Source organism: Nevskia soli DSM 19509 (assembly GCF_000711955.1).
In the GTDB taxonomy this organism is placed as follows: Bacteria; Pseudomonadota; Gammaproteobacteria; order Nevskiales; family Nevskiaceae; genus Nevskia; species Nevskia soli.
Map to the genome: position 1 here is coordinate 208,530 of NZ_KL543999.1, position 16,478 is coordinate 225,007.

Annotated in this window: 18 protein-coding genes; 9 read left to right on the top strand and 9 right to left on the bottom strand. The window is 65.5% G+C overall.

All coding sequences use genetic code 11. From position 1 onward, the window contains the following. The first annotated feature begins 13 nt into the window (after positions 1–13). Entirely contained in the window at positions 14–1,234 is a 1,221-nt protein-coding gene (locus tag BP26_RS0125135) for a YeaH/YhbH family protein (RefSeq protein ID WP_029923301.1), read from the top strand. Further along, positions 1,231–2,748 carry a SpoVR family protein gene (locus BP26_RS0125140; RefSeq protein WP_029923302.1) on the top strand — a complete coding sequence of 506 codons (1,518 nt, stop codon included), beginning with the start codon at positions 1,231–1,233 and terminating at the stop codon, positions 2,746–2,748. The genes BP26_RS0125135 and BP26_RS0125140 overlap by 4 nt, the downstream gene beginning before the upstream one ends. A 141-nt stretch (positions 2,749–2,889) precedes the next feature. Here the strand turns inward: BP26_RS0125140 and BP26_RS0125145 are convergent, their stop codons facing one another. The 9 genes from BP26_RS0125145 to ygfZ all read right to left on the bottom strand — a co-directional run bounded on the left by BP26_RS0125145 (position 2,890) and on the right by ygfZ (position 11,500). After that, complete coding sequence (locus BP26_RS0125145; protein WP_051749474.1) at positions 2,890–4,329, bottom strand: FAD/NAD(P)-binding protein; 1,440 nt, start codon at positions 4,327–4,329, stop codon at positions 2,890–2,892. 98 nt (positions 4,330–4,427) lie between these two features. Further along, on the bottom strand, positions 4,428–5,558 hold the full coding sequence (locus tag BP26_RS0125150) for a sulfate/molybdate ABC transporter ATP-binding protein (protein ID WP_084183443.1): 1,131 nt from the start codon (positions 5,556–5,558) through the stop codon (positions 4,428–4,430). A 17-nt stretch (positions 5,559–5,575) separates the two neighbouring features. Next, on the bottom strand, positions 5,576–6,490 hold the full coding sequence (gene cysW, locus BP26_RS0125155; RefSeq protein WP_084183444.1) for a sulfate ABC transporter permease subunit CysW: 915 nt from the start codon (positions 6,488–6,490) through the stop codon (positions 5,576–5,578). After that, a complete protein-coding gene (locus tag BP26_RS0125160) occupies positions 6,487–7,500 on the bottom strand; it encodes a sulfate ABC transporter substrate-binding protein (RefSeq protein WP_029923306.1) in 1,014 nt (337 codons plus the stop codon). The genes cysW and BP26_RS0125160 overlap by 4 nt, the downstream gene beginning before the upstream one ends. A gap of 34 nt (positions 7,501–7,534) precedes the next feature. Then, positions 7,535–8,395, bottom strand: a complete 861-nt coding sequence (gene cysT / locus BP26_RS0125165; protein WP_029923307.1) for a sulfate ABC transporter permease subunit CysT — start codon at positions 8,393–8,395, stop codon at positions 7,535–7,537. Further along, a complete protein-coding gene (locus tag BP26_RS0125170) occupies positions 8,392–9,015 on the bottom strand; it encodes a class II glutamine amidotransferase domain-containing protein (protein ID WP_029923308.1) in 624 nt (207 codons plus the stop codon). The genes cysT and BP26_RS0125170 overlap by 4 nt, the downstream gene beginning before the upstream one ends. A 24-nt stretch (positions 9,016–9,039) precedes the next feature. Beyond that, complete coding sequence (locus tag BP26_RS0125175; protein ID WP_029923309.1) at positions 9,040–9,258, bottom strand: TOBE domain-containing protein; 219 nt, start codon at positions 9,256–9,258, stop codon at positions 9,040–9,042. A gap of 125 nt (positions 9,259–9,383) precedes the next feature. Then, the gene (locus BP26_RS0125180; protein WP_157572766.1) at positions 9,384–10,424 is read right to left on the bottom strand and encodes a sulfate ABC transporter substrate-binding protein; all 1,041 of its coding nucleotides are present in this window, start codon (positions 10,422–10,424) and stop codon (positions 9,384–9,386) included. A gap of 107 nt (positions 10,425–10,531) precedes the next feature. Beyond that, positions 10,532–11,500 carry a CAF17-like 4Fe-4S cluster assembly/insertion protein YgfZ gene (gene ygfZ, locus BP26_RS0125185; RefSeq protein WP_169740784.1) on the bottom strand — a complete coding sequence of 323 codons (969 nt, stop codon included), beginning with the start codon at positions 11,498–11,500 and terminating at the stop codon, positions 10,532–10,534. On the opposite strand from ygfZ, the gene BP26_RS31260 reads away from it, so the two are divergent. The 7 genes from BP26_RS31260 to BP26_RS0125220 all read left to right on the top strand — a co-directional run bounded on the left by BP26_RS31260 (position 11,429) and on the right by BP26_RS0125220 (position 16,411). Continuing rightward, a complete protein-coding gene (locus BP26_RS31260) occupies positions 11,429–11,830 on the top strand; it encodes a DUF1674 domain-containing protein (protein WP_245611892.1) in 402 nt (133 codons plus the stop codon). The two genes, ygfZ and BP26_RS31260, sit on opposite strands and share 72 nt — an antisense overlap. Positions 11,831–11,936: 106 nt before the next feature. Then, positions 11,937–12,356: a succinate dehydrogenase, cytochrome b556 subunit gene (gene sdhC, locus BP26_RS0125195; RefSeq protein ID WP_029923313.1), complete on the top strand. Its 420-nt coding sequence runs from the start codon at positions 11,937–11,939 to the stop codon at positions 12,354–12,356. Positions 12,357–12,371: 15 nt separating this feature from the next. Further along, positions 12,372–12,752, top strand: a complete 381-nt coding sequence (gene sdhD, locus BP26_RS0125200; RefSeq protein ID WP_029923314.1) for a succinate dehydrogenase, hydrophobic membrane anchor protein — start codon at positions 12,372–12,374, stop codon at positions 12,750–12,752. A 271-nt stretch (positions 12,753–13,023) separates the two neighbouring features. Next, positions 13,024–14,817, top strand: a complete 1,794-nt coding sequence (gene sdhA, locus BP26_RS0125205) for a succinate dehydrogenase flavoprotein subunit (RefSeq protein WP_029923315.1) — start codon at positions 13,024–13,026, stop codon at positions 14,815–14,817. Between the two features lie 84 nt (positions 14,818–14,901). Continuing rightward, a complete protein-coding gene (locus BP26_RS0125210) occupies positions 14,902–15,687 on the top strand; it encodes a succinate dehydrogenase iron-sulfur subunit (RefSeq protein WP_029923316.1) in 786 nt (261 codons plus the stop codon). Between the two features lie 54 nt (positions 15,688–15,741). Continuing rightward, positions 15,742–15,999, top strand: a complete 258-nt coding sequence (locus BP26_RS0125215) for an FAD assembly factor SdhE (RefSeq protein ID WP_029923317.1) — start codon at positions 15,742–15,744, stop codon at positions 15,997–15,999. Further along, positions 15,968–16,411 (top strand): protein YgfX, encoded by a 444-nt coding sequence (locus BP26_RS0125220; protein ID WP_157572767.1) that lies wholly within the window; start codon positions 15,968–15,970, stop codon positions 16,409–16,411. Before BP26_RS0125215 ends, BP26_RS0125220 begins: the two co-directional genes overlap by 32 nt. Positions 16,412–16,478: the final 67 nt, after the last annotated feature.

The window sequence follows — 16,478 nt, forward strand, 5'->3', positions numbered from 1 at the left end:
CCACGGAGCCTTCATGTCGATCATCATTGACCGCCGCCTCAACGACCGCAACAAGAATGCGGTCAACCGGCAGCGCTTCCTGCGCCGTTACAAGGAGCAGATCCGCAAGTCGGTGACGGACGTCGTCGCGCGCCGTTCCATCACCGACATGGAGCAGAGCGGCGTGGTCAATATCCCGATCAAGGATATCTCCGAGCCCAGCTTCCATCACGGCGGCAGCGGCGGCGACCGCGAGTACGTCAACGCCGGCAACCGCGAGTTCAACACCGGCGACAAGATCCCGCGGCCCACCGGCGGTTCCGGCAAGGGCAGCGGCGAAGGCGAGGGTGGCGACAGCGAGGACAATTTCTCCTTCGCCCTGTCGCGGGAAGAGTTCATGAGCCTGTTCTTCGACGACCTGGAGCTGCCGCATCTGGTGCGCAACGCGCTGGGCGAGACACGGGATTTCAAGTGGCGCCGCGCCGGCTATACGCCCAGCGGCGTGCCCGCCAACCTGTCGGTGTCGCGCTCGCTGCGCAATTCCATGGCGCGGCGCATCGCCATCGGCGCGCCGCTGCGGCGGCAGCTGCTGGAACTGGAGGCGGCACAGGCGGCGGAAGAAGAGATCGAAGCCATGCGCGCCCGCATCGAGCGCATTCCCTTCGTGGAGGAGGTGGACCTGCGGTACCGCCATCGGGTCAAGGAGCCGCAGCCCATCTCCCGGGCGGTGATGTTCTGCCTGATGGATGTCTCCGCCTCGATGACCGAGGACAAGAAGGATCTGGCCAAGCGCTTCTTCACCCTGCTGTACCTGTTCCTCTCACGCAAGTACGAGAAGGTCGAGCTGATCTTCATCCGCCACACCGATGACGCGCAGGAAGTGGACGAAGACACCTTCTTCCACGACACCAAGTCCGGCGGCACCGTGGTGCTGTCGGCCCTCAAGCTGATGCAGGAAATCGCCGTGGCGCGCTATCCCTCCGACAGTTGGAACATCTACGGCGCCCAGGTTTCCGACGGCGATGCCTTCGGCGCCGATCCGGAGAAGAGCCGCGCCTGCCTGGTCGAGCAGCTGCTGCCCCTGTCGCGCTACTTCGCCTACATCGAGGTGCCGGACCAGGCGGACCGTCCCAGCCCGCTGACCCATGCCTACCAGCGCATCGACAGCGACCGCTTTGCCATGAAAAGCGTGATGGCGCGCAACGAGGTCTACCCGGTCTTGCGGGAACTGTTCAAGCGGGAGGCCACGGTATGAGCATCGCGAAGCTGGACGGCGGCCTGATCTCGACCGGCGCCGAATGGACTTTCGAGCTGCTCGAGCGTTACGATCACGCCATTCACGACATCGCCGCCAACGAGTTCGGTCTCGACACCTATCCCAACCAGATCGAGATCATCGCCTCCGAGCAGATGCTGGACGCCTACGCTTCGGCCGGCCTGCCCATCGGCTATCCGCACTGGAGCTATGGCAAGGAATTCATCCGCAACGAGCAGGCCTACCGCAAGGGTGCCCGCGGCCTGGCCTACGAGATCGTGATCAATTCCGATCCCTGCATCTCCTACCTGATGGAAGAAAACACCATGGCCATGCAGGCTCTGGTCATCGCCCATGCCTGCTACGGCCACAACTCCTTCTTCAAGGGCAACTATTTGTTCCGCCAGTGGACCAGCGCCGATGCCATCATCGACTACATGGTCTTTGCACGGAAGTACGTCATGCACTGCGAGGAGACCTATGGCTCCGAGCGCGTCGAGGAGGTCCTCGACTCCTGCCACGCCCTGATGAGCCACGGCGTCGACCGCTACCGCCATCCAACGCCGCTGTCGGTGGCGGAGGAGCGCGATCGCCAGCGCGAACGTGAGGAATACGCCTGGCGCCAGTACGACGAGATCTGGCGCACCCTGCCGACGCGCACCGGCGCGGCCGCTTCGCAGAAAGCCGCGGCCGGGCGTTTCCCGGCCGAACCGCAGGAGAATCTGCTGTACTTCATCGAGAAGTACGCGCCGAAACTGGAGCCCTGGCAGCGCGAGCTGGTGCGCATCGTGCGCAAGACCGCGCAGTATTTCTATCCGCAAAGCCAGACCAAGGTGATGAACGAGGGCTGGGCCACCTTCTGGCACTACACCCTGCTGCAGCGCATGTTCGACAAGTCGCAGGTGGACAGCGGTTTCATGATCGAGGCCCTGGCCTCGCATACCAACGTCACCATGCAGCGCGGCTTCGACCAGCGCGGCTACGGCGGCCTGAATCCCTATGCCCTGGGCTTCGCCATGATGTGCGACATCCGCCGCATCTGCGAGGCCCCGACGCAGGAAGACCGCGAGTGGTTCCCGGAAATCGCCGGCGGCGACTGGCAGAAGGTGCTGGACTTCGCCATGCGCAACTACAAGGACGAGTCCTTCATCGGCCAGTTCCTGTCGCCGCGCCTGATGCGCGAATTCCACCTGTTTGCCGTGGCCGACCACGAGGACGAGGACGATCTGGTGGTGGACTCCATCCACAACGAGCATGGCTTCCGCCGCTTGCGGCGTCTGCTGGCGACGCAATACAACCGCGACCAGCTGCTGCCGGACATCCAGGTGACGCAGTACGAGCGCAGCGGCGACCGCTCGCTGACCCTGCGGCACCAGCGCAGCCGCAAGCGCCCGCTGGCGGAAGAGGCCAACGAAGTATTGCGGCACCTGGCGCGCCTGTGGGGTTTCACCGTACGGCTCGAAACCAGCGACGAGAACGGCCGGCTGGAGAGCGTCTGCGAGGTGCGGAGCTAGAGCCGGACTCGAAACAAAGAACCTGTCATACCGGCGAAAGCCGGTATCCAGGGCCGGTAGCGCCACAGTCAAATTTCCTGGCTTCCGGCTTTCGCCGGAATGACGTCTAGGGTTGTTTCAGTCCGCGGCCCTGATGCGAATTCAAACGCTGGCCCGCGGCTTTTCCTGCGCCGGCCTGGCAGCCGTCTTTTCGTCGGAAGCGCATAGCAGCAACAGCCGCCGCGCCAAGGCCTGTGCCTGGATGCGGATTTCCGGCACCGCGGTCGTCTCCCACAGCAGCCCCTTGCGGGCGGGGCCGAGCGTATGCAGCCGCTCCGAGGCCAGGCCGTCGCGGTCGAGCAGGGCGCCGTGCGCATCGGTCTGCAGGCCCAGGCCCAGGCTGTCCGGCTGGATCAGGCCGCGTTCACGCAGGCTGACGATCAGCGGATGGTTGAGGCGCCGGTAGTTGCTTTCCGGCCCGGTGCAATTGACCACGCGCTGCACCTGCAGCTTCTGCATGCCCTTGCCCAGGCGCGGCCGGATGCTGACTTCCACTTCGCCTTCGCGCTCCTCGAAGCCTTGCAGGCGGCCGGCCAGCACCTGCAGCTGGCCGCTGCGCAGCAGCTCGTACACGCTTTCGACGATGCGCGGCGCCGCCCGGTGGCGATGGATTTCCCAGTAAGGCCGCAAATGGCGCAGGAAACGCTGCTGTTCCGAAGCAGGCAGGCGTTGCCACAGCTTCTGCGTAAAGGGACGCAGGGCATCGACCACGGCGCGCCAGTCGCCGCCGCGCGCTTCCGCCGCGGCCACCTCGGCCCGCATGCGCCGCAGCAGGGGCAGCACCCGCGCCGGCAGTTCCAGCGGATTGAAAGACAGCGTGTGCGGTGCGGCAGCCCGGTGCAGCTGCGGCAGCAGGCCGCGGCGCGACACCACGTGGATGCGGCCGTGGTGGCCCAGGGTCTGCAGGGCGGCGAGCCAGTCCAGCGTGGTCAGGCCGGAGCCGATCAGCAACAGATTTTCATCGCGCTGGATGGAATACAGACCCGGGGTGGACCAGGCATGCCCGAGATAGCGTGGGCTGCCGAAGAACTTCTGGTCCGCCAACGGCGGATCGGCCGGCCCGGGGTTGCCCAGCGCCAGTACCAGGCGGTCGGCGCGCAGCTGGCCACCGCTGCCCAGGCGCAGGCTGACGCCGTCCTCGGCCGGGCGCAGACCCAGCACCTCGTCGTTGCGTACTTCCAGGCTGACGCCGCGCCGAGCGCCCTGCTGCGCCGCGGCGAGCAGGGATTCGAGGTAGAAGCCGTAGATACGACGCGGCAGGAACTCGGTGGTGCCCACCGGGTGGCAGGGGCTGTAGGAATTGTTGAGCCAGTCCAGGAAATGATCCGGCCGGTCGGGAAAGGCGCTCATCGCCTCGGCGCGGACATTGAGCAGGTGGCATTCGGGCTGGTCGCGGTAGGCGACGCCACGGCCGGGCGAGTCGGCGCGGTCGATCAATACCACCCGCAGGGGCTGCTGCGCCTGTTGCAGCAGGTGCACGGCGACCATGCAGCCGCTGAACCCTCCGCCCACGATGGCGACCGTCGGCTTCCTGTTGGCCATGTTTCTCCCTGATGTGCTGCCCGGTTACGCTTGGCTTCCGGGTCCGCTGATATCATCGGCGGACGCGCGGCAACAGGCAACCTCGGCCCGATGGGGCCCTACTGTCCGCGCACCCGGCTGTCCGGCGCGGCGTGGCTGGCGGAGCGATCCTCGACGATATTCGGCTGCTGCGCCGGACGGTCCCGGTACAGGCTGAAATGCGCCGGCCGCAGGCGGATATGGTCGCCCGGCAGCCACACCTTCATCTCCGGATCCGGATTCGGCACCTCGATTTCCAGCACCTGCTGGTTGGCCGAGAGCTTCACCGACAGGCGCATCAGCACGCCGGTGCGCTGGGTTTCCAGCACCAGGCCTTCGATGGCGGCGGCATCGTCGCCGACCACGCGGAAATCCGAAGGACGGGCATAGACGTCCACCGGTCCGGGCTGCAGGCCGTTCGGCCCTTCGATCGGCGCGGTCGCGCCGAGCAGGTAGATGCCGTCCGCGCGCACCTCGCCCGGCAATACGTTGGGCGAGCCTAGGAAGTCGAACACGAAGGGTGTGCCGGGCGAGTCATAGACCTCGTCGGTGCTGCCGATCTGCTCGATATGGCCGCGGTTCATCACCACGATGCGGTCGGCCAGCTCCAGCGCCTCCTCCTGGTCGTGGGTGACGAAGATGGTGGTGTAGCCGGTCTCGCGGTGCAGCTGGCGCAGCCAGCGGCGCAGATCCTTGCGCACCTTGGCGTCCAGCGCGCCGAAGGGTTCGTCCAGCAGCAGCACGCGCGGCTGGATCGCCAGCGCGCGCGCCAGGGCCACGCGCTGGCGCTGGCCGCCGGAGAGCTGGGTGGGGTAGCGCCCTTCCAGGCCGCCGAGCTGGACCAGGTCCAGCAGCTCCAGGCCGCGCCGGCGGATCTCGGCGCCGGCGGGTCGCTGCGCGCGCGGACGCATGCGCAGGCCGAAGGTGATGTTGTCCAGCACCGTCATGTGCTTGAACAGGGCGTAGTGCTGGAACACGAAGCCGACGCGGCGCTCCTGCACGCTCAGGCGCGTGGCATCGGTGTCGCCGAACAGGATGCGGCCGTCGTCGATCGGCTCCAGGCCGGCGATGGCGCGCAGCAGGGTGGTCTTGCCCGAGCCGGAGGGGCCGAGCAGGGCCAGCAGCTCGCCCGAGGCGATGTCCAGGTCCAGGCCGTGCAGGGCGGTGAAGTCGCCGAAGCGCTTGCTGATGCCGCGGATGGTGATGTTCATTTCTTGCGTCTCAGTTCTCAGTGCCCGCGTACCGCGGCCAGTTCGCTGCCGTGGCGCCATTCCAGGAAGCTCTTCAGCCCCAGGGTGACGAAGGCCAGCAGGGCCAGCAACGAAGCCACCGCGAAGGCGGCGGCGAACTGGTAATCGTTGTAGAGGATTTCCACCTGCAGCGGCATGGTGTTGGTCTGGCCGCGCACATGGCCGCTGACCACCGACACCGCCCCGAACTCGCCCATGGCGCGTGCGTTGCACAGCAGCACGCCGTAGAGGAGGCCCCAGCGGATGTTGGGCAGGGTTACATGCCAGAAGGTGCTCCAGCCGCGGGCGCCCAGCGTCAGGGCGGCGTATTCCTCGTCGGTGCCCAGCGCCTGCATCAGCGGGATCAGCTCGCGCGCGACGAAGGGGAAGGTGACGAATACCGTCGCCAGGATGATGCCCGGCGCGGCGAAGATGATCTTCAGCCCGTGTTCGGAGGCCCAGGGCCCGAGCCAGCCGCGCGAGCCGAAGATCAGGATGAAGACCAGGCCTGCGATCACCGGCGACACCGAGAAGGGCAGGTCGATCAGGGTGATGAGCAGGCCCTTGCCGCGGAACTGGAACTTGGTGATGGCCCAGGCCGCGGCAACGCCGAACACCGTATTCAGCGGCACCGCGATGGCCGCGGTGAGCAGGGTCAGCTTGATCGAGGACAGCGCGTCCGGGTCGACCATGGCGGCGAAGTACGCGCCCACGCCGCTGGCCAGCGCCTGGGTGAACACCGCCAGCAGCGGCAGCAGCAGGAACACGCCGAGGAACACCAGGGTGACGCCGATCAGCAGCCAGCGCACCAGCCGCGGCTCGCCGATCGCCGCATTGGTCTGCACCAGGGGCGCGAACGGCGTGTCCGCGACGGCGGTTTCAACATCGATCTGCGGTGTCGCGGGCGAAGTCATTTTGAGGTGCGGGAGATGATCTGGTCGAAAATGCCGCCGTCGGAGAAATGCAATTTCTGTGCGTGCGGCCAGCCGCCGAAGTCCTTGGCCACGGTGAAGGTATGCAGCGGCGGGAATTCCGCCACGTGCTTCTGCACCACCGCCGGGTCGGCAGGACGCAGGCCGTTGCGGATCAGGATCTCCTGCGCCGCCGGCGTGTAGTGGAACTTGAGGTAGGCCTTCGCCAGCTCGGTGTTGCCCTTCTTGGCGGCGACCTTGTCGATCAGTGCCACCGGGTTGTCGGCGCGCACCGTGATCGACGGGTTGACGATTTCATACTTGTCCGCGCCGAAGTTGGCCAGGATCAGCCTGGCCTCGCTCTCGAAGGTCAGCAGCACATTGCCGATGCCGCGCTGCACGAAGGTGGTGGTGGCGTCGCGGCCGCCGACGTCCAGCACCGGCACGTTGGCGAACAGCTTCTTCTCGAACTCGATCGAGTCGGTGTCGCTGGCGCCGGGGCGGGTGCGCGCGTACTGCCAGGCGGCGAGATAGCTGTAGCGGCCGTTGCCCGAGGTCTTCGGGTTCGGCACCACGATCTGGATGCCGCTGCGCACCAGGTCGGACCAGTCGTGGATGTTCGAGGGATTGCCCTTGCGCACCACGAACACGATCGGCGACCAGGACGGGCTGCTGTCGTCGGGATACTGCTGCGCCCAGTTCTTCGGCAGCAGGCCGGCGTCGGCGATGGCGTCGATGTCGAGCGGATTGTTCATCGTCACCACGTCGGCCTCGAGGCCGTCGATGACGGCGCGCGCCTGCTTGCTGGAGCCGCCGTGCGACTGGTCGATGGTGATGGTCTGGCCGGTCTGCTGCTTCCATTGCGCCACGAACGCCGGGTTCAGATCCTTGTAGAACGAGCGCGACACGTCGTAGGAGACATTGAGCAGGCCGGCGGCCGCGGCGTTGCCGGCGACCAGGGTCGATGCCGCGGCCAGTGCGGCGCCGGTGATGAGGCTGTAGATTTTTTTCATGGTTAAATTTTGTGCAGCGGTTCAGGAAAACCTGTCAGGTGCCGCGCCGTTGCCTCCAGGCTTGCAGGAGATTGATGGCCAGCAGCAGCGCGAATGAGATCACCAGCATCGCCGAAGCCACGGCGGTAGCGCCGGCGTAGTCGAATTCCTCCAGGCGGATCATGATCAGCAGCGGCGCGATCTCCGACACATTGGGAATGTTGCCGGCGATGAAGATGATCGAGCCGTATTCGCCCACCGCGCGGGCGAAGGCCAGGGCCAGGCCGGTAAGCAGGGCCGGCAGCACCGTCGGCAGGATGATGCGGGTCACCGTCTGCCAGCGCGTCGCGCCAAGGGTGGCGGCGGCTTCTTCCAGCTGCTTCTCGGCTTCCTCCAATACCGGCTCCAGCGTACGCACCACGAAGGGCAGGCCGATGAAGGTCATCGCCAGCACGATGCCGGTGGGGTTGTAGGCGGCCTTGATGCCGAGCTTGGCCAGCGGCATGCCGAGCCAGCCGTTGGGCGAGTAGATCGCGGTGAGGGCGATGCCGGCCACCGCGGTGGGCAGGGCGAAGGGCAGGTCGACCATGGCCTGGAACAGGCGCTTGCCGGGGAAGCTGTAGCGCACGAAGGTCCAGGCCACCAGGGTGCCGAACACGGCGTTGATCGCGGCCGAGATGAGGGCGCCGCCGAAGCTCAGGCGCAGCGCGGCCAGCACGCGCGGCGAACCGAGGATATGCACCAGGCCGTCGAAACCCAGCCCGGCGGTCTTGACGAACAGTCCGGCCAGCGGGATCAGCACCAGCAGGGACAGGTAGGTGATGGTGAAGCCCATCGCCAGGCCGAAGCCTGGAAGGACCGAGCGTGAGCGGCGTGCCGTCAGGTTTGCGGCGGCGGCAAGCGGTGCTGCGCTCATAAAAAGTCGAGTTCCCCGGCGGTATAGGTTTTCTGCTGCGGTTGCGGGGCGTGGGTCAGCGCCAGCCGCCGCCGGTCGATCCAGCGCGTGCTGCTCAGCCACAGACCTTCGAATTCGACCCCGTGATGACGATTGAAAAATACCAGCTGACGCGCCTGCGTATCCAGCAGCACCACCTTGTTCTCGGGCGTAAGGCCAGCCTCGACCAGGGCCACGAAGCTGGGATGGCTGAGCGATTCCGGCCAGTTTACCGCCAGCGGCCGCAGCAGGTCGACCGCGAAGTGCCAACTGTCGGAGCGCCCGGGGACACGCGCCTTGAGCCGCAGGGTGCCGTTGTGCATCAGGTGGAAGCGGTCGCTGACCTTGATCGGATGGCTATTGTCGGCGGCGTCCGAGCCACGTGTGCGCAGGCGCAGGTGCAGGCACAGTTCGACGTCGCGCAAACTGCGCAGACGCTGCTCGATGCGGTCCGCATCCACCTGCTGGTGGCGTTCGACCAGCTCGCTGCCGTCCGGGCGAAAGCCCATCAGGCCCCAGCCGTCGCGGTTGAAGGCGACGGCGGCGTCGATCAGTTCGCGCGGTACGCGCGCCCCGGCGGGTTTGTGCAGGATCAGGCACATCGAGCCGCTCCGGTTACGGGGAAATCAGTCGAGACGCGCCACCAGCACGTCGGTGGCCTTGAACAAGGCGAGGGCGGGATCGCCTTCGCGCAGCGGCAGGCGATCCACCGAACTGGTGGTGACGACCGCCGAGACGATGCCGACGGCGGTTTCGATCTCGACTTCGGATACGACCGAACCGCGGCGGATGTTGACCACGGTGCCGCGCAACTGGTTACGGGTGTTGACTCCGGTAATGGACATGATGGCTTTTGCTTTCCGTATTGTGGTGCGATGTCGTGTATTGAAAAAACCGCCGGTCGCCGGCTCCAGTCCCTGGAAGTTCCGGAGCGGCCGGCGGTCAGGGGAGGCCGCTTATTGCACTGGGCTTACTGCGCCGGCTTGTACAACTCGTCGAAGATGCCGCCGTCATTGAAGAACTTGGGCTGCGCCACGCGCCAGCCGCCGAACTGCTGGATGGTGGTCAACTCGATCTTGGGGAAGTCCTTGGCGTGGGCCGCGGCGACTTTCGGATCCAGCGGGCGGTAGTGGTTCTTGGCGATGATTTCCTGCGCTTCGGGCGTATACAGGTAGCGTAGATAGGCTTCGGCCACTTTCTCGGTGCCGTGCTTCTTGGCGTATTTGTCCACCACCGCCACCGGTGGCTGCGCCAGGATCGAAAGGGAAGGCGCCACGATGTCGAACTTGTCGGCACCGAATTCGTCCTGCGCGAGGTAGGCCTCGTTTTCCCAGGCGATCAGCACGTCGCCGAGGCCGCGCTGGGCGAAGGTGGTGGTGGAGCCGCGGGCGCCGGAATCCAGCACCGGCACGTTCTTGAACACCGCGGTGATGAACTCGCGCGCCTTGGCGTCGTCGTTCTTGTTCGCCTTCAGGGCATAGGCATAGGCGGCGAGGAAGTTCCAGCGGCCGCCGCTGGAGGTCTTCGGGTTGGGCGTGATTACCGAGACGCCGGGCTTGGCCAGGTCGTTCCAGTCCTTGATGCCCTTGGGGTTGCCCTTGCGCACCAGCAGCACGATGGTCGAGGTGTAGGGCGTGCTGTCGCCCGGCAGACGGGTCTGCCAGTTGTCCGGCAGGAGGTCGCCGTTTTGATGGAGGGCGTCGATGTCGGAGGCGATGCCGAGCGTGGCCACGTCCGCTTCCAGGCCGTCGATGATGGCGCGGGCCTGCTTGGACGAGCCGCCATGCGACTGCTTGATGGTCAGATCCTGCCCGGTCTTGGCTTTCCAGTCCGCCGCGAACTTGGCATTGATCTGCTGGTACAGCTCACGGGTCGGGTCGTACGACACGTTGAGCAGTTCGATGGCCTGCGCATGGGCCGGCAACAGCGCGGCGGCGGCGAACAGGGCCGGTGCAACAGCCTTCTTCAACAGCGCGGGCAGGAATGCCCGGTTCTTGGACAGGATGTCCATATTGTGCGACTCCCAGGGTGTTTGTCAGGAGCCGCTATCTTGATGGCGTGTCTATATTTTTAAAAAGAATATAAAGTGCCAATCATGTGTATAAATGGAATAAGAGGTCAGGCCGCTTCCGGGGTGATTTTGACCGGCAATACCGCCCCATCCGCCGTTCCCAGCCGGATTTGCGTATCCGTGGCATGACTGAGCTGCAGTACCGCCAGCAGGGCCAAGCCCCCATCCGGATGGGGCGCCGACGTCACCACCTCGCCGATCGCCTGGGCGTCGCCGTCCGCCGCATGGACCGGGGTCCCCGGTGCAGCTTCCCCGCCTTCGACCCGGCACAGGAACATGCGCCGCTTCAGATTGCCCAGGTAGTGCATGCGGGCGACGATTTCCTGTCCCGGGTAGCAGCCCTTGGTGAAGCTGATCGCGCCGAGCCGGTCGAGGTTGAGCATCTGCGCCACGAAATGGTCGGCGGTCTGCGGGTGGATCGCCGGCAGGCCGGTGAGCACGTCGAGCAGTTCCCAGGCCGCGCTGCCCACCGGGCGCGCCCGGGTCGAAAAACGCTTCCACAATGCTTTGAGCCGTTCCGCCGGGGCTTGAACGCTGTAGCGCGCTGCAATGCCGGGACGGCGCAACACGATGATGTCATCGGCGCTGAGCCAGTCCCAGTCCTGCGCGGGCAGCGGCAGATTTGCCTGGGCCAGGAGCGTTTCGGCTTCCGCGCCGGCAAGACCGAACACGCAATAGCCATCGCCCAGATCCTCCAGCATCACTTTCGAACGCAGCACGAACATGCGCAAGCGCTTGAGCGTGGCGGGCAGGGTGTCGCGGCGTGTTTCCAGCAGGATCGCATCGCCTTCGCGCCGCAGCGCGAACAGGTCGAGCACGCGCCCCTTGGCACTGTTGTAGCTGGCCAGCTGCACGCGCGCGGCGGACAATTCGCGCACATCGTTGCTCAACTGGTTCTGCAGGAACGATTCGGCTTCCGCGCCGCCGACGCGGATCGCGCCGAGATGGGCGAGGGGACTGATCACCGTTGCCGTGAGCGCGGCGGCCGCCTCTTCGTGGATTGGCCCGAACGCCATCTCGCCGTCGGCATATCCGACCGGAACTTCATCTGCAAGCCAAGCGAGCGCACTCATGAAATTAAATTAATTTTCTCGGGATATCGTTGCCATGCTGCTGTGAATTTTGTCACACTATCAAGGATAAACACGGCCATGACCTCCATTTCCTCCAACCCTCCTCCTGCTCCGGTCCCGGTTTCCACCGGCGTGGCGCAGGAATCGGCGGAGCCGGCAGCGGCCGCAACGCCGTCAGCCGCGCCGATGCGCGAGTTCGGTGGGCGCAAGGACGGAACCGAACCGACCCGCTTCGGCGATTGGGAAAAGAATGGCCGCTGTATCGACTTCTGAGCCCGGTTCGCGCGTTTCCGCGACTCCGTTCTCCGGAAGGTAGCGGACTCAAGAAACGCCAAGAATCAAGGGCAGGATCAAAGGCCCGGACCAAAAGGATATAGCCATGTCAGCCAAGCCATCCGCAAAACCCGTCGTTTCCCGTCCACTGTCTCCCTTCATGCTGGGACAGTATTACCGCTTCCAGATCAGCTCCCTGCTGTCCATCACCCACCGCATCACCGGCGTGGGCCTGGCGCTCGGCACGCTGTTCATCGCCATCTGGGTGATGTCCGCCGTGGCCGGGCCGGAAAGCTATGCGCATTTCGCCTGGTTCGCGCGCACACCCATCGGCCTGCTCCTGCTGCTGGGCTGGAGCTGGGCGCTGATGTTTCATCTTTGCAATGGTATCCGCCACCTCGTGTGGGACGTCGGCTACGCCTTCGAGAAGAAGAGCGTCGATGCCGGCGGCATCATCGTCTGCGTCGCCTCGGTGGTGCTGACCGCCGCGATCTGGATCGTCGCCTACCTGCTTCCGTCCGCCTAAATTCAGGAGATCGTCATGAGTCTGCGTTCCCCGTTGTCACAGGCTCGCGGCCTGGGTTCCGCCAAGGACGGTGTTCATCACTGGTGGATGCAGCGCCTCACCGCGCTGGCCCTGATTCCGCTGTCGCTGTGGTTCGTCTTCAGCATCGCCCGTTATCACCTCGCCGATTATTCGACGATGATCCTGTGGCTGCACAACCCTTATGTGGCCATCGCCCTGGTGCTGTACTTCACGGCGCTGTTCTACCACTCCGCGCTCGGCGTGCAGGTGGTGATCGAGGACTACGTCGCCGGCGAAGCGCTCAAGCTCGGCTCCATCGTGCTGATGAAGCTCGCCCATTTCGCACTTGCCGCGGCCAGCATCTTCGCCGTGTTGAAAATCGCCTTCGGAGCCTAGGAGAGTTTACCTATGGCTGAATCGCACACGCGTTGCAGTCCAAAATCGCGCCAGGCAAGGCGCGAGGAGCGAAGTTTAGTCTCGCTAAATGAGCGACGAGCAACGCAGCCTGGCGCGATTTTGGGCGCAACCCGAAGGGACGGCATCAGATTTCGCGCATCGCGGCGTCGATCGTCGTTCATGTACTTTCAGTACACGTCACTCCTCTCTCCTTGCGCTGCGCGAAATCTGATGCCGTCGCGTGCGCGATTCAGCCATAGGTAAACTCTCTATGTCCGCTGCTTATCCCATCGTTCATCATGAATACGACGTGGTCGTCGTCGGCGCCGGCGGCGCCGGTTTGCGCGCCACCGTCGGCCTGGCCCAGGCCGGCCTGAAGACCGCGAACCTGACCAAGGTGTTCCCCACGCGCAGCCACACCGTGGCGGCGCAGGGCGGCATCTCCGCCGCGCTCGGCAACATGGGCCAGGACGACTGGCGCTGGCACATGTACGACACCGTCAAGGGTTCCGACTGGCTCGGCGACCAGGACGCCATCCAGTACATGTGCCGCGAAGCGCCGGCCGCGGTGATCGAGCTGGAGCACTGGGGCGTGCCGTTCTCGCGCACCGGCGAAGGCAAGATCTACCAGCGTCCGTTCGGCGGCATGACCACCAACTACGGCCAGGGCACCGCGCAGCGCACCTGCGCCGCGGCCGACCGCACCGGGCACGCCATGCTGCACTCGATGTACCAGCAGTCGCTGAAGAACCACGCCGAGTTCTTCATCGAATACTTCGCGCTGGACCTGCTCACCGACGCCGATGGTTCGATCCACGGCGTGCTGGCCTGGGACCTGTCCACCGGCGAGCTGCACCGCTTCCGCGCCAAGATGGTGATCCTGGCCACCGGCGGCTACGGCCGCGCCTACTTCTCCGCCACCTCCGCCCATACCTGCACCGGTGACGGCGGCGGCATGGCCCTGCGCGCCGGCATCGCGCTGCAGGACATGGAGTTCGTGCAGTTCCATCCCACCGGCATCTACGGCTCCGGCTGCCTGATCACCGAGGGCGCGCGCGGCGAGGGTGGTTACCTCACCAACTCCAAGGGCGAGCGCTACATGGAGCGCTATGCGCCGAACGCCAAGGACCTCGCCTCGCGCGACGTCGTCAGCCGCGCCAGCACCATCGAGATCCGCGAAGGCCGCGGCGTCGGCGAGCATGCCGACCACGTCCACCTGCACCTCGAACACCTTGGCCCGGAAGTGCTGCACAAGCGCCTGCCCGGCATCTCCGAGACGGCCAAGATCTTCGCCGGCGTCGACGTCACCAAGGAGCCGATCCCGGTGCTGCCGACGGTGCACTACAACATGGGCGGCATCCCCTGCAATTTCCACGGCGAGACCGTCAGCTGCACCGACGGCAAGACCGACGTCGTCATTCCCGGCCTGATGGCGGTGGGCGAAGCGGCCTGCGTCTCGGTGCACGGCGCCAACCGCCTCGGCTCCAACTCGCTGCTCGACCTGGTGGTGTTCGGCCGCGCCGCCGCGCACCGCTGTGCCGAGCTGATCAAGCCGGGCGACCGTCACAAGACCATCTCCAACGAGTCCGAGGAGAAGGCGCTGGCCCGCTTCGACAAGCTGCGCCACGCCAAGAACGGCACCCTGACCACCGCCAAGGTGCGCCTGGACATGCAGCGCACCATGCAGAACCACGCCGCCGTGTTCCGCACCAGCAAGTCGCTGGACGAGGGCGTGATCAAACTGAAGAAAGACGTCGAGTCGTTCCGCGACGTCAAGGTCGCCGATTCCTCCCTGGTGTGGAACTCGGACCTGATGGAGACGCTGGAACTGGACAACCTGCTCGGCCAGGCACTGGTCACCATCACCTCCGCGCAGAACCGCAAGGAATCGCGCGGCGCCCATGCCCACGAGGATTTCCCCGAGCGCGACGACCACGAATGGATGAAGCACTCCATCGCCTGGCGCACCGGCGAGACCGACGTGAAGCTCGGTTACCGCCCGGTGCACACCTGGACGCTCGACGACGAAATGAAGTATGTCGAGCCCAAGAAGCGGACTTACTGACATCCTGTCAAGCACCCGGCCATCCATGGCCGGGACTGTTGAAACAAGCGTCGCACTATCAAAGTTAGCTAAACGAGATCTCACATGGCCCAGTTAACGCTGCCGAAGAACTCCAAGATCGACAAAGCCGCCGGCAAGACCTTCAAGGCGCCGGCCGGCGCGAAGAACGTGCGGGCGTTCAAGATCTACCGCTACGATCCGGACACCCAGGCCAATCCGCGCGTCGACACCTATGAGGTCGACATGGATGCCTGCGGCCCGATGGTCCTGGACGCGCTGATCAAGATCAAGAACGAGATCGACAGCACGCTGACCTTCCGCCGCTCCTGCCGCGAAGGCATCTGCGGCTCCTGCGCCATGAACATCGACGGCACCAACACCCTGGCCTGCCTGCACGCCTGCGGCGACGTCAAGGGCGACGTCAAGATCTACCCGCTGCCGCACATGCCGGTGGTGAAGGACCTGGTGCCGGACCTGACCCACTTCTACGCCCAGTACGCCTCGATCGAGCCCTGGCTGAAGACCGACACCCCCCCGCCGACGCGCGAGCGCCTGCAGTCGGAAGAAGACCGCGCCAAGCTCGACGGCCTCTACGAGTGCATCCTCTGCGCCTGCTGCTCGACCAGCTGCCCGAGCTACTGGTGGAACGGCGACCGCTACCTCGGCCCGGCGATCCTGATGGCCGCCTACCGCTGGCTGGTCGATTCGCGCGACGAAGCCACCGGCGAGCGCCTCGACCAGCTGGAAGATCCGTTCAAGCTGTACCGCTGCCACACCATCCTCAACTGCTCGCGCACCTGCCCCAAGGGCCTGAACCCGGCCAAGGCGATTGCGGAGACCAAGAAGATGCTGGTGGAGCGCAGAGGTTAAAACCTCTCCAGCCCTGCGGCGGCGTTGTATGCAACGCCGCCGCAGCTTGTTCCCATGAGCGAATATTCAGCCACCGCGGGATCCATCGACCGGGGCCGCATCCGCTGGCGTTGCCGCCGCGGCATGCGCGAACTGGACATGCTGCTCGAAGGCTATTTCGACCGCGACTTCGACCGGGAGCCACAGCGGCAGCAGGCCTTCCTGGCCCTGCTGGATTGCGAGGATCCGGATATCTGGGCCTGGCTGATCGGCCACGCACAGCCGCCGGCGGAGCTTGCCGATGTCATCTTCCGGCTTCAGCACCAGTCTTGACCTGAGTCCGCGCCCCTCGGTGCGGGCGGTGGCCTGGCTGTCAGCGCTGCACATGGCGGCCATCGTGCTGGTGGTGCTGTCCGCGCCGCCCAAATGGGTCGGCCTGGGTCTTTCCCTGCTGTTCCTGGTGTCCTGGTTCAGCCTGCGCCGCCATCCGGTTCTCGGCTATGGGCCGCGTGCGCTGACCCACCTGATCTGGCATGCCGAAGGCGGCTGGACCGTGGAAAGCGCCCGGGGGCGCGACGACGCCGAACTTCTCAACGGGAGCGTGGTGCAATCCTGGATCATGGTGCTGAACTTCCGCCTCAAGCAGGGCGGCAAGTGCACCCGCGTGCTGGTCGGCGACGAACTGAATGCGGACCAGATGCGGCGCCTGCGCGCGCGGTTGCTCAATACCCAGGCGACGGTTTAAAAGCCGGAAGCAGTCCATTTGTCATCCCGAGTGGAGTGAAGGATCTGGCCGCGCGGCTTGATGGAAT

Bases quoted from the DNA above. Each gene is read 5' to 3' on its own strand.
- BP26_RS0125140 (WP_029923302.1), top strand. From the start codon at position 1,231: ATGAGCATCGCGAAGCTGGACGGCGGCCTGATCTCGACCGGCGCCGAA.
- BP26_RS0125215 (WP_029923317.1), top strand. From the start codon at position 15,742: ATGAGCGAATATTCAGCCACCGCGGGATCCATCGACCGGGGCCGCATC.
- BP26_RS0125180 (WP_157572766.1), bottom strand. From the start codon at position 10,424: ATGGACATCCTGTCCAAGAACCGGGCATTCCTGCCCGCGCTGTTGAAG.
- BP26_RS0125135 (WP_029923301.1), top strand. From the start codon at position 14: ATGTCGATCATCATTGACCGCCGCCTCAACGACCGCAACAAGAATGCG.
- sdhD (WP_029923314.1), top strand. From the start codon at position 12,372: ATGAGTCTGCGTTCCCCGTTGTCACAGGCTCGCGGCCTGGGTTCCGCC.
- cysT (WP_029923307.1), bottom strand. From the start codon at position 8,395: ATGAGCGCAGCACCGCTTGCCGCCGCCGCAAACCTGACGGCACGCCGC.
- cysW (WP_084183444.1), bottom strand. From the start codon at position 6,490: ATGACTTCGCCCGCGACACCGCAGATCGATGTTGAAACCGCCGTCGCG.
- sdhA (WP_029923315.1), top strand. From the start codon at position 13,024: ATGTCCGCTGCTTATCCCATCGTTCATCATGAATACGACGTGGTCGTC.
- BP26_RS0125175 (WP_029923309.1), bottom strand. From the start codon at position 9,258: ATGTCCATTACCGGAGTCAACACCCGTAACCAGTTGCGCGGCACCGTG.
- BP26_RS0125145 (WP_051749474.1), bottom strand. From the start codon at position 4,329: ATGGCCAACAGGAAGCCGACGGTCGCCATCGTGGGCGGAGGGTTCAGC.
- BP26_RS0125210 (WP_029923316.1), top strand. From the start codon at position 14,902: ATGGCCCAGTTAACGCTGCCGAAGAACTCCAAGATCGACAAAGCCGCC.
- BP26_RS0125170 (WP_029923308.1), bottom strand. From the start codon at position 9,015: ATGTGCCTGATCCTGCACAAACCCGCCGGGGCGCGCGTACCGCGCGAA.
- BP26_RS0125220 (WP_157572767.1), top strand. From the start codon at position 15,968: ATGTCATCTTCCGGCTTCAGCACCAGTCTTGACCTGAGTCCGCGCCCC.
- ygfZ (WP_169740784.1), bottom strand. From the start codon at position 11,500: ATGGCGTTCGGGCCAATCCACGAAGAGGCGGCCGCCGCGCTCACGGCA.
- BP26_RS0125150 (WP_084183443.1), bottom strand. From the start codon at position 5,558: ATGAACATCACCATCCGCGGCATCAGCAAGCGCTTCGGCGACTTCACC.
- sdhC (WP_029923313.1), top strand. From the start codon at position 11,937: ATGTCAGCCAAGCCATCCGCAAAACCCGTCGTTTCCCGTCCACTGTCT.
- BP26_RS0125160 (WP_029923306.1), bottom strand. From the start codon at position 7,500: ATGAAAAAAATCTACAGCCTCATCACCGGCGCCGCACTGGCCGCGGCA.
- BP26_RS31260 (WP_245611892.1), top strand. From the start codon at position 11,429: ATGGGCGAGGGGACTGATCACCGTTGCCGTGAGCGCGGCGGCCGCCTC.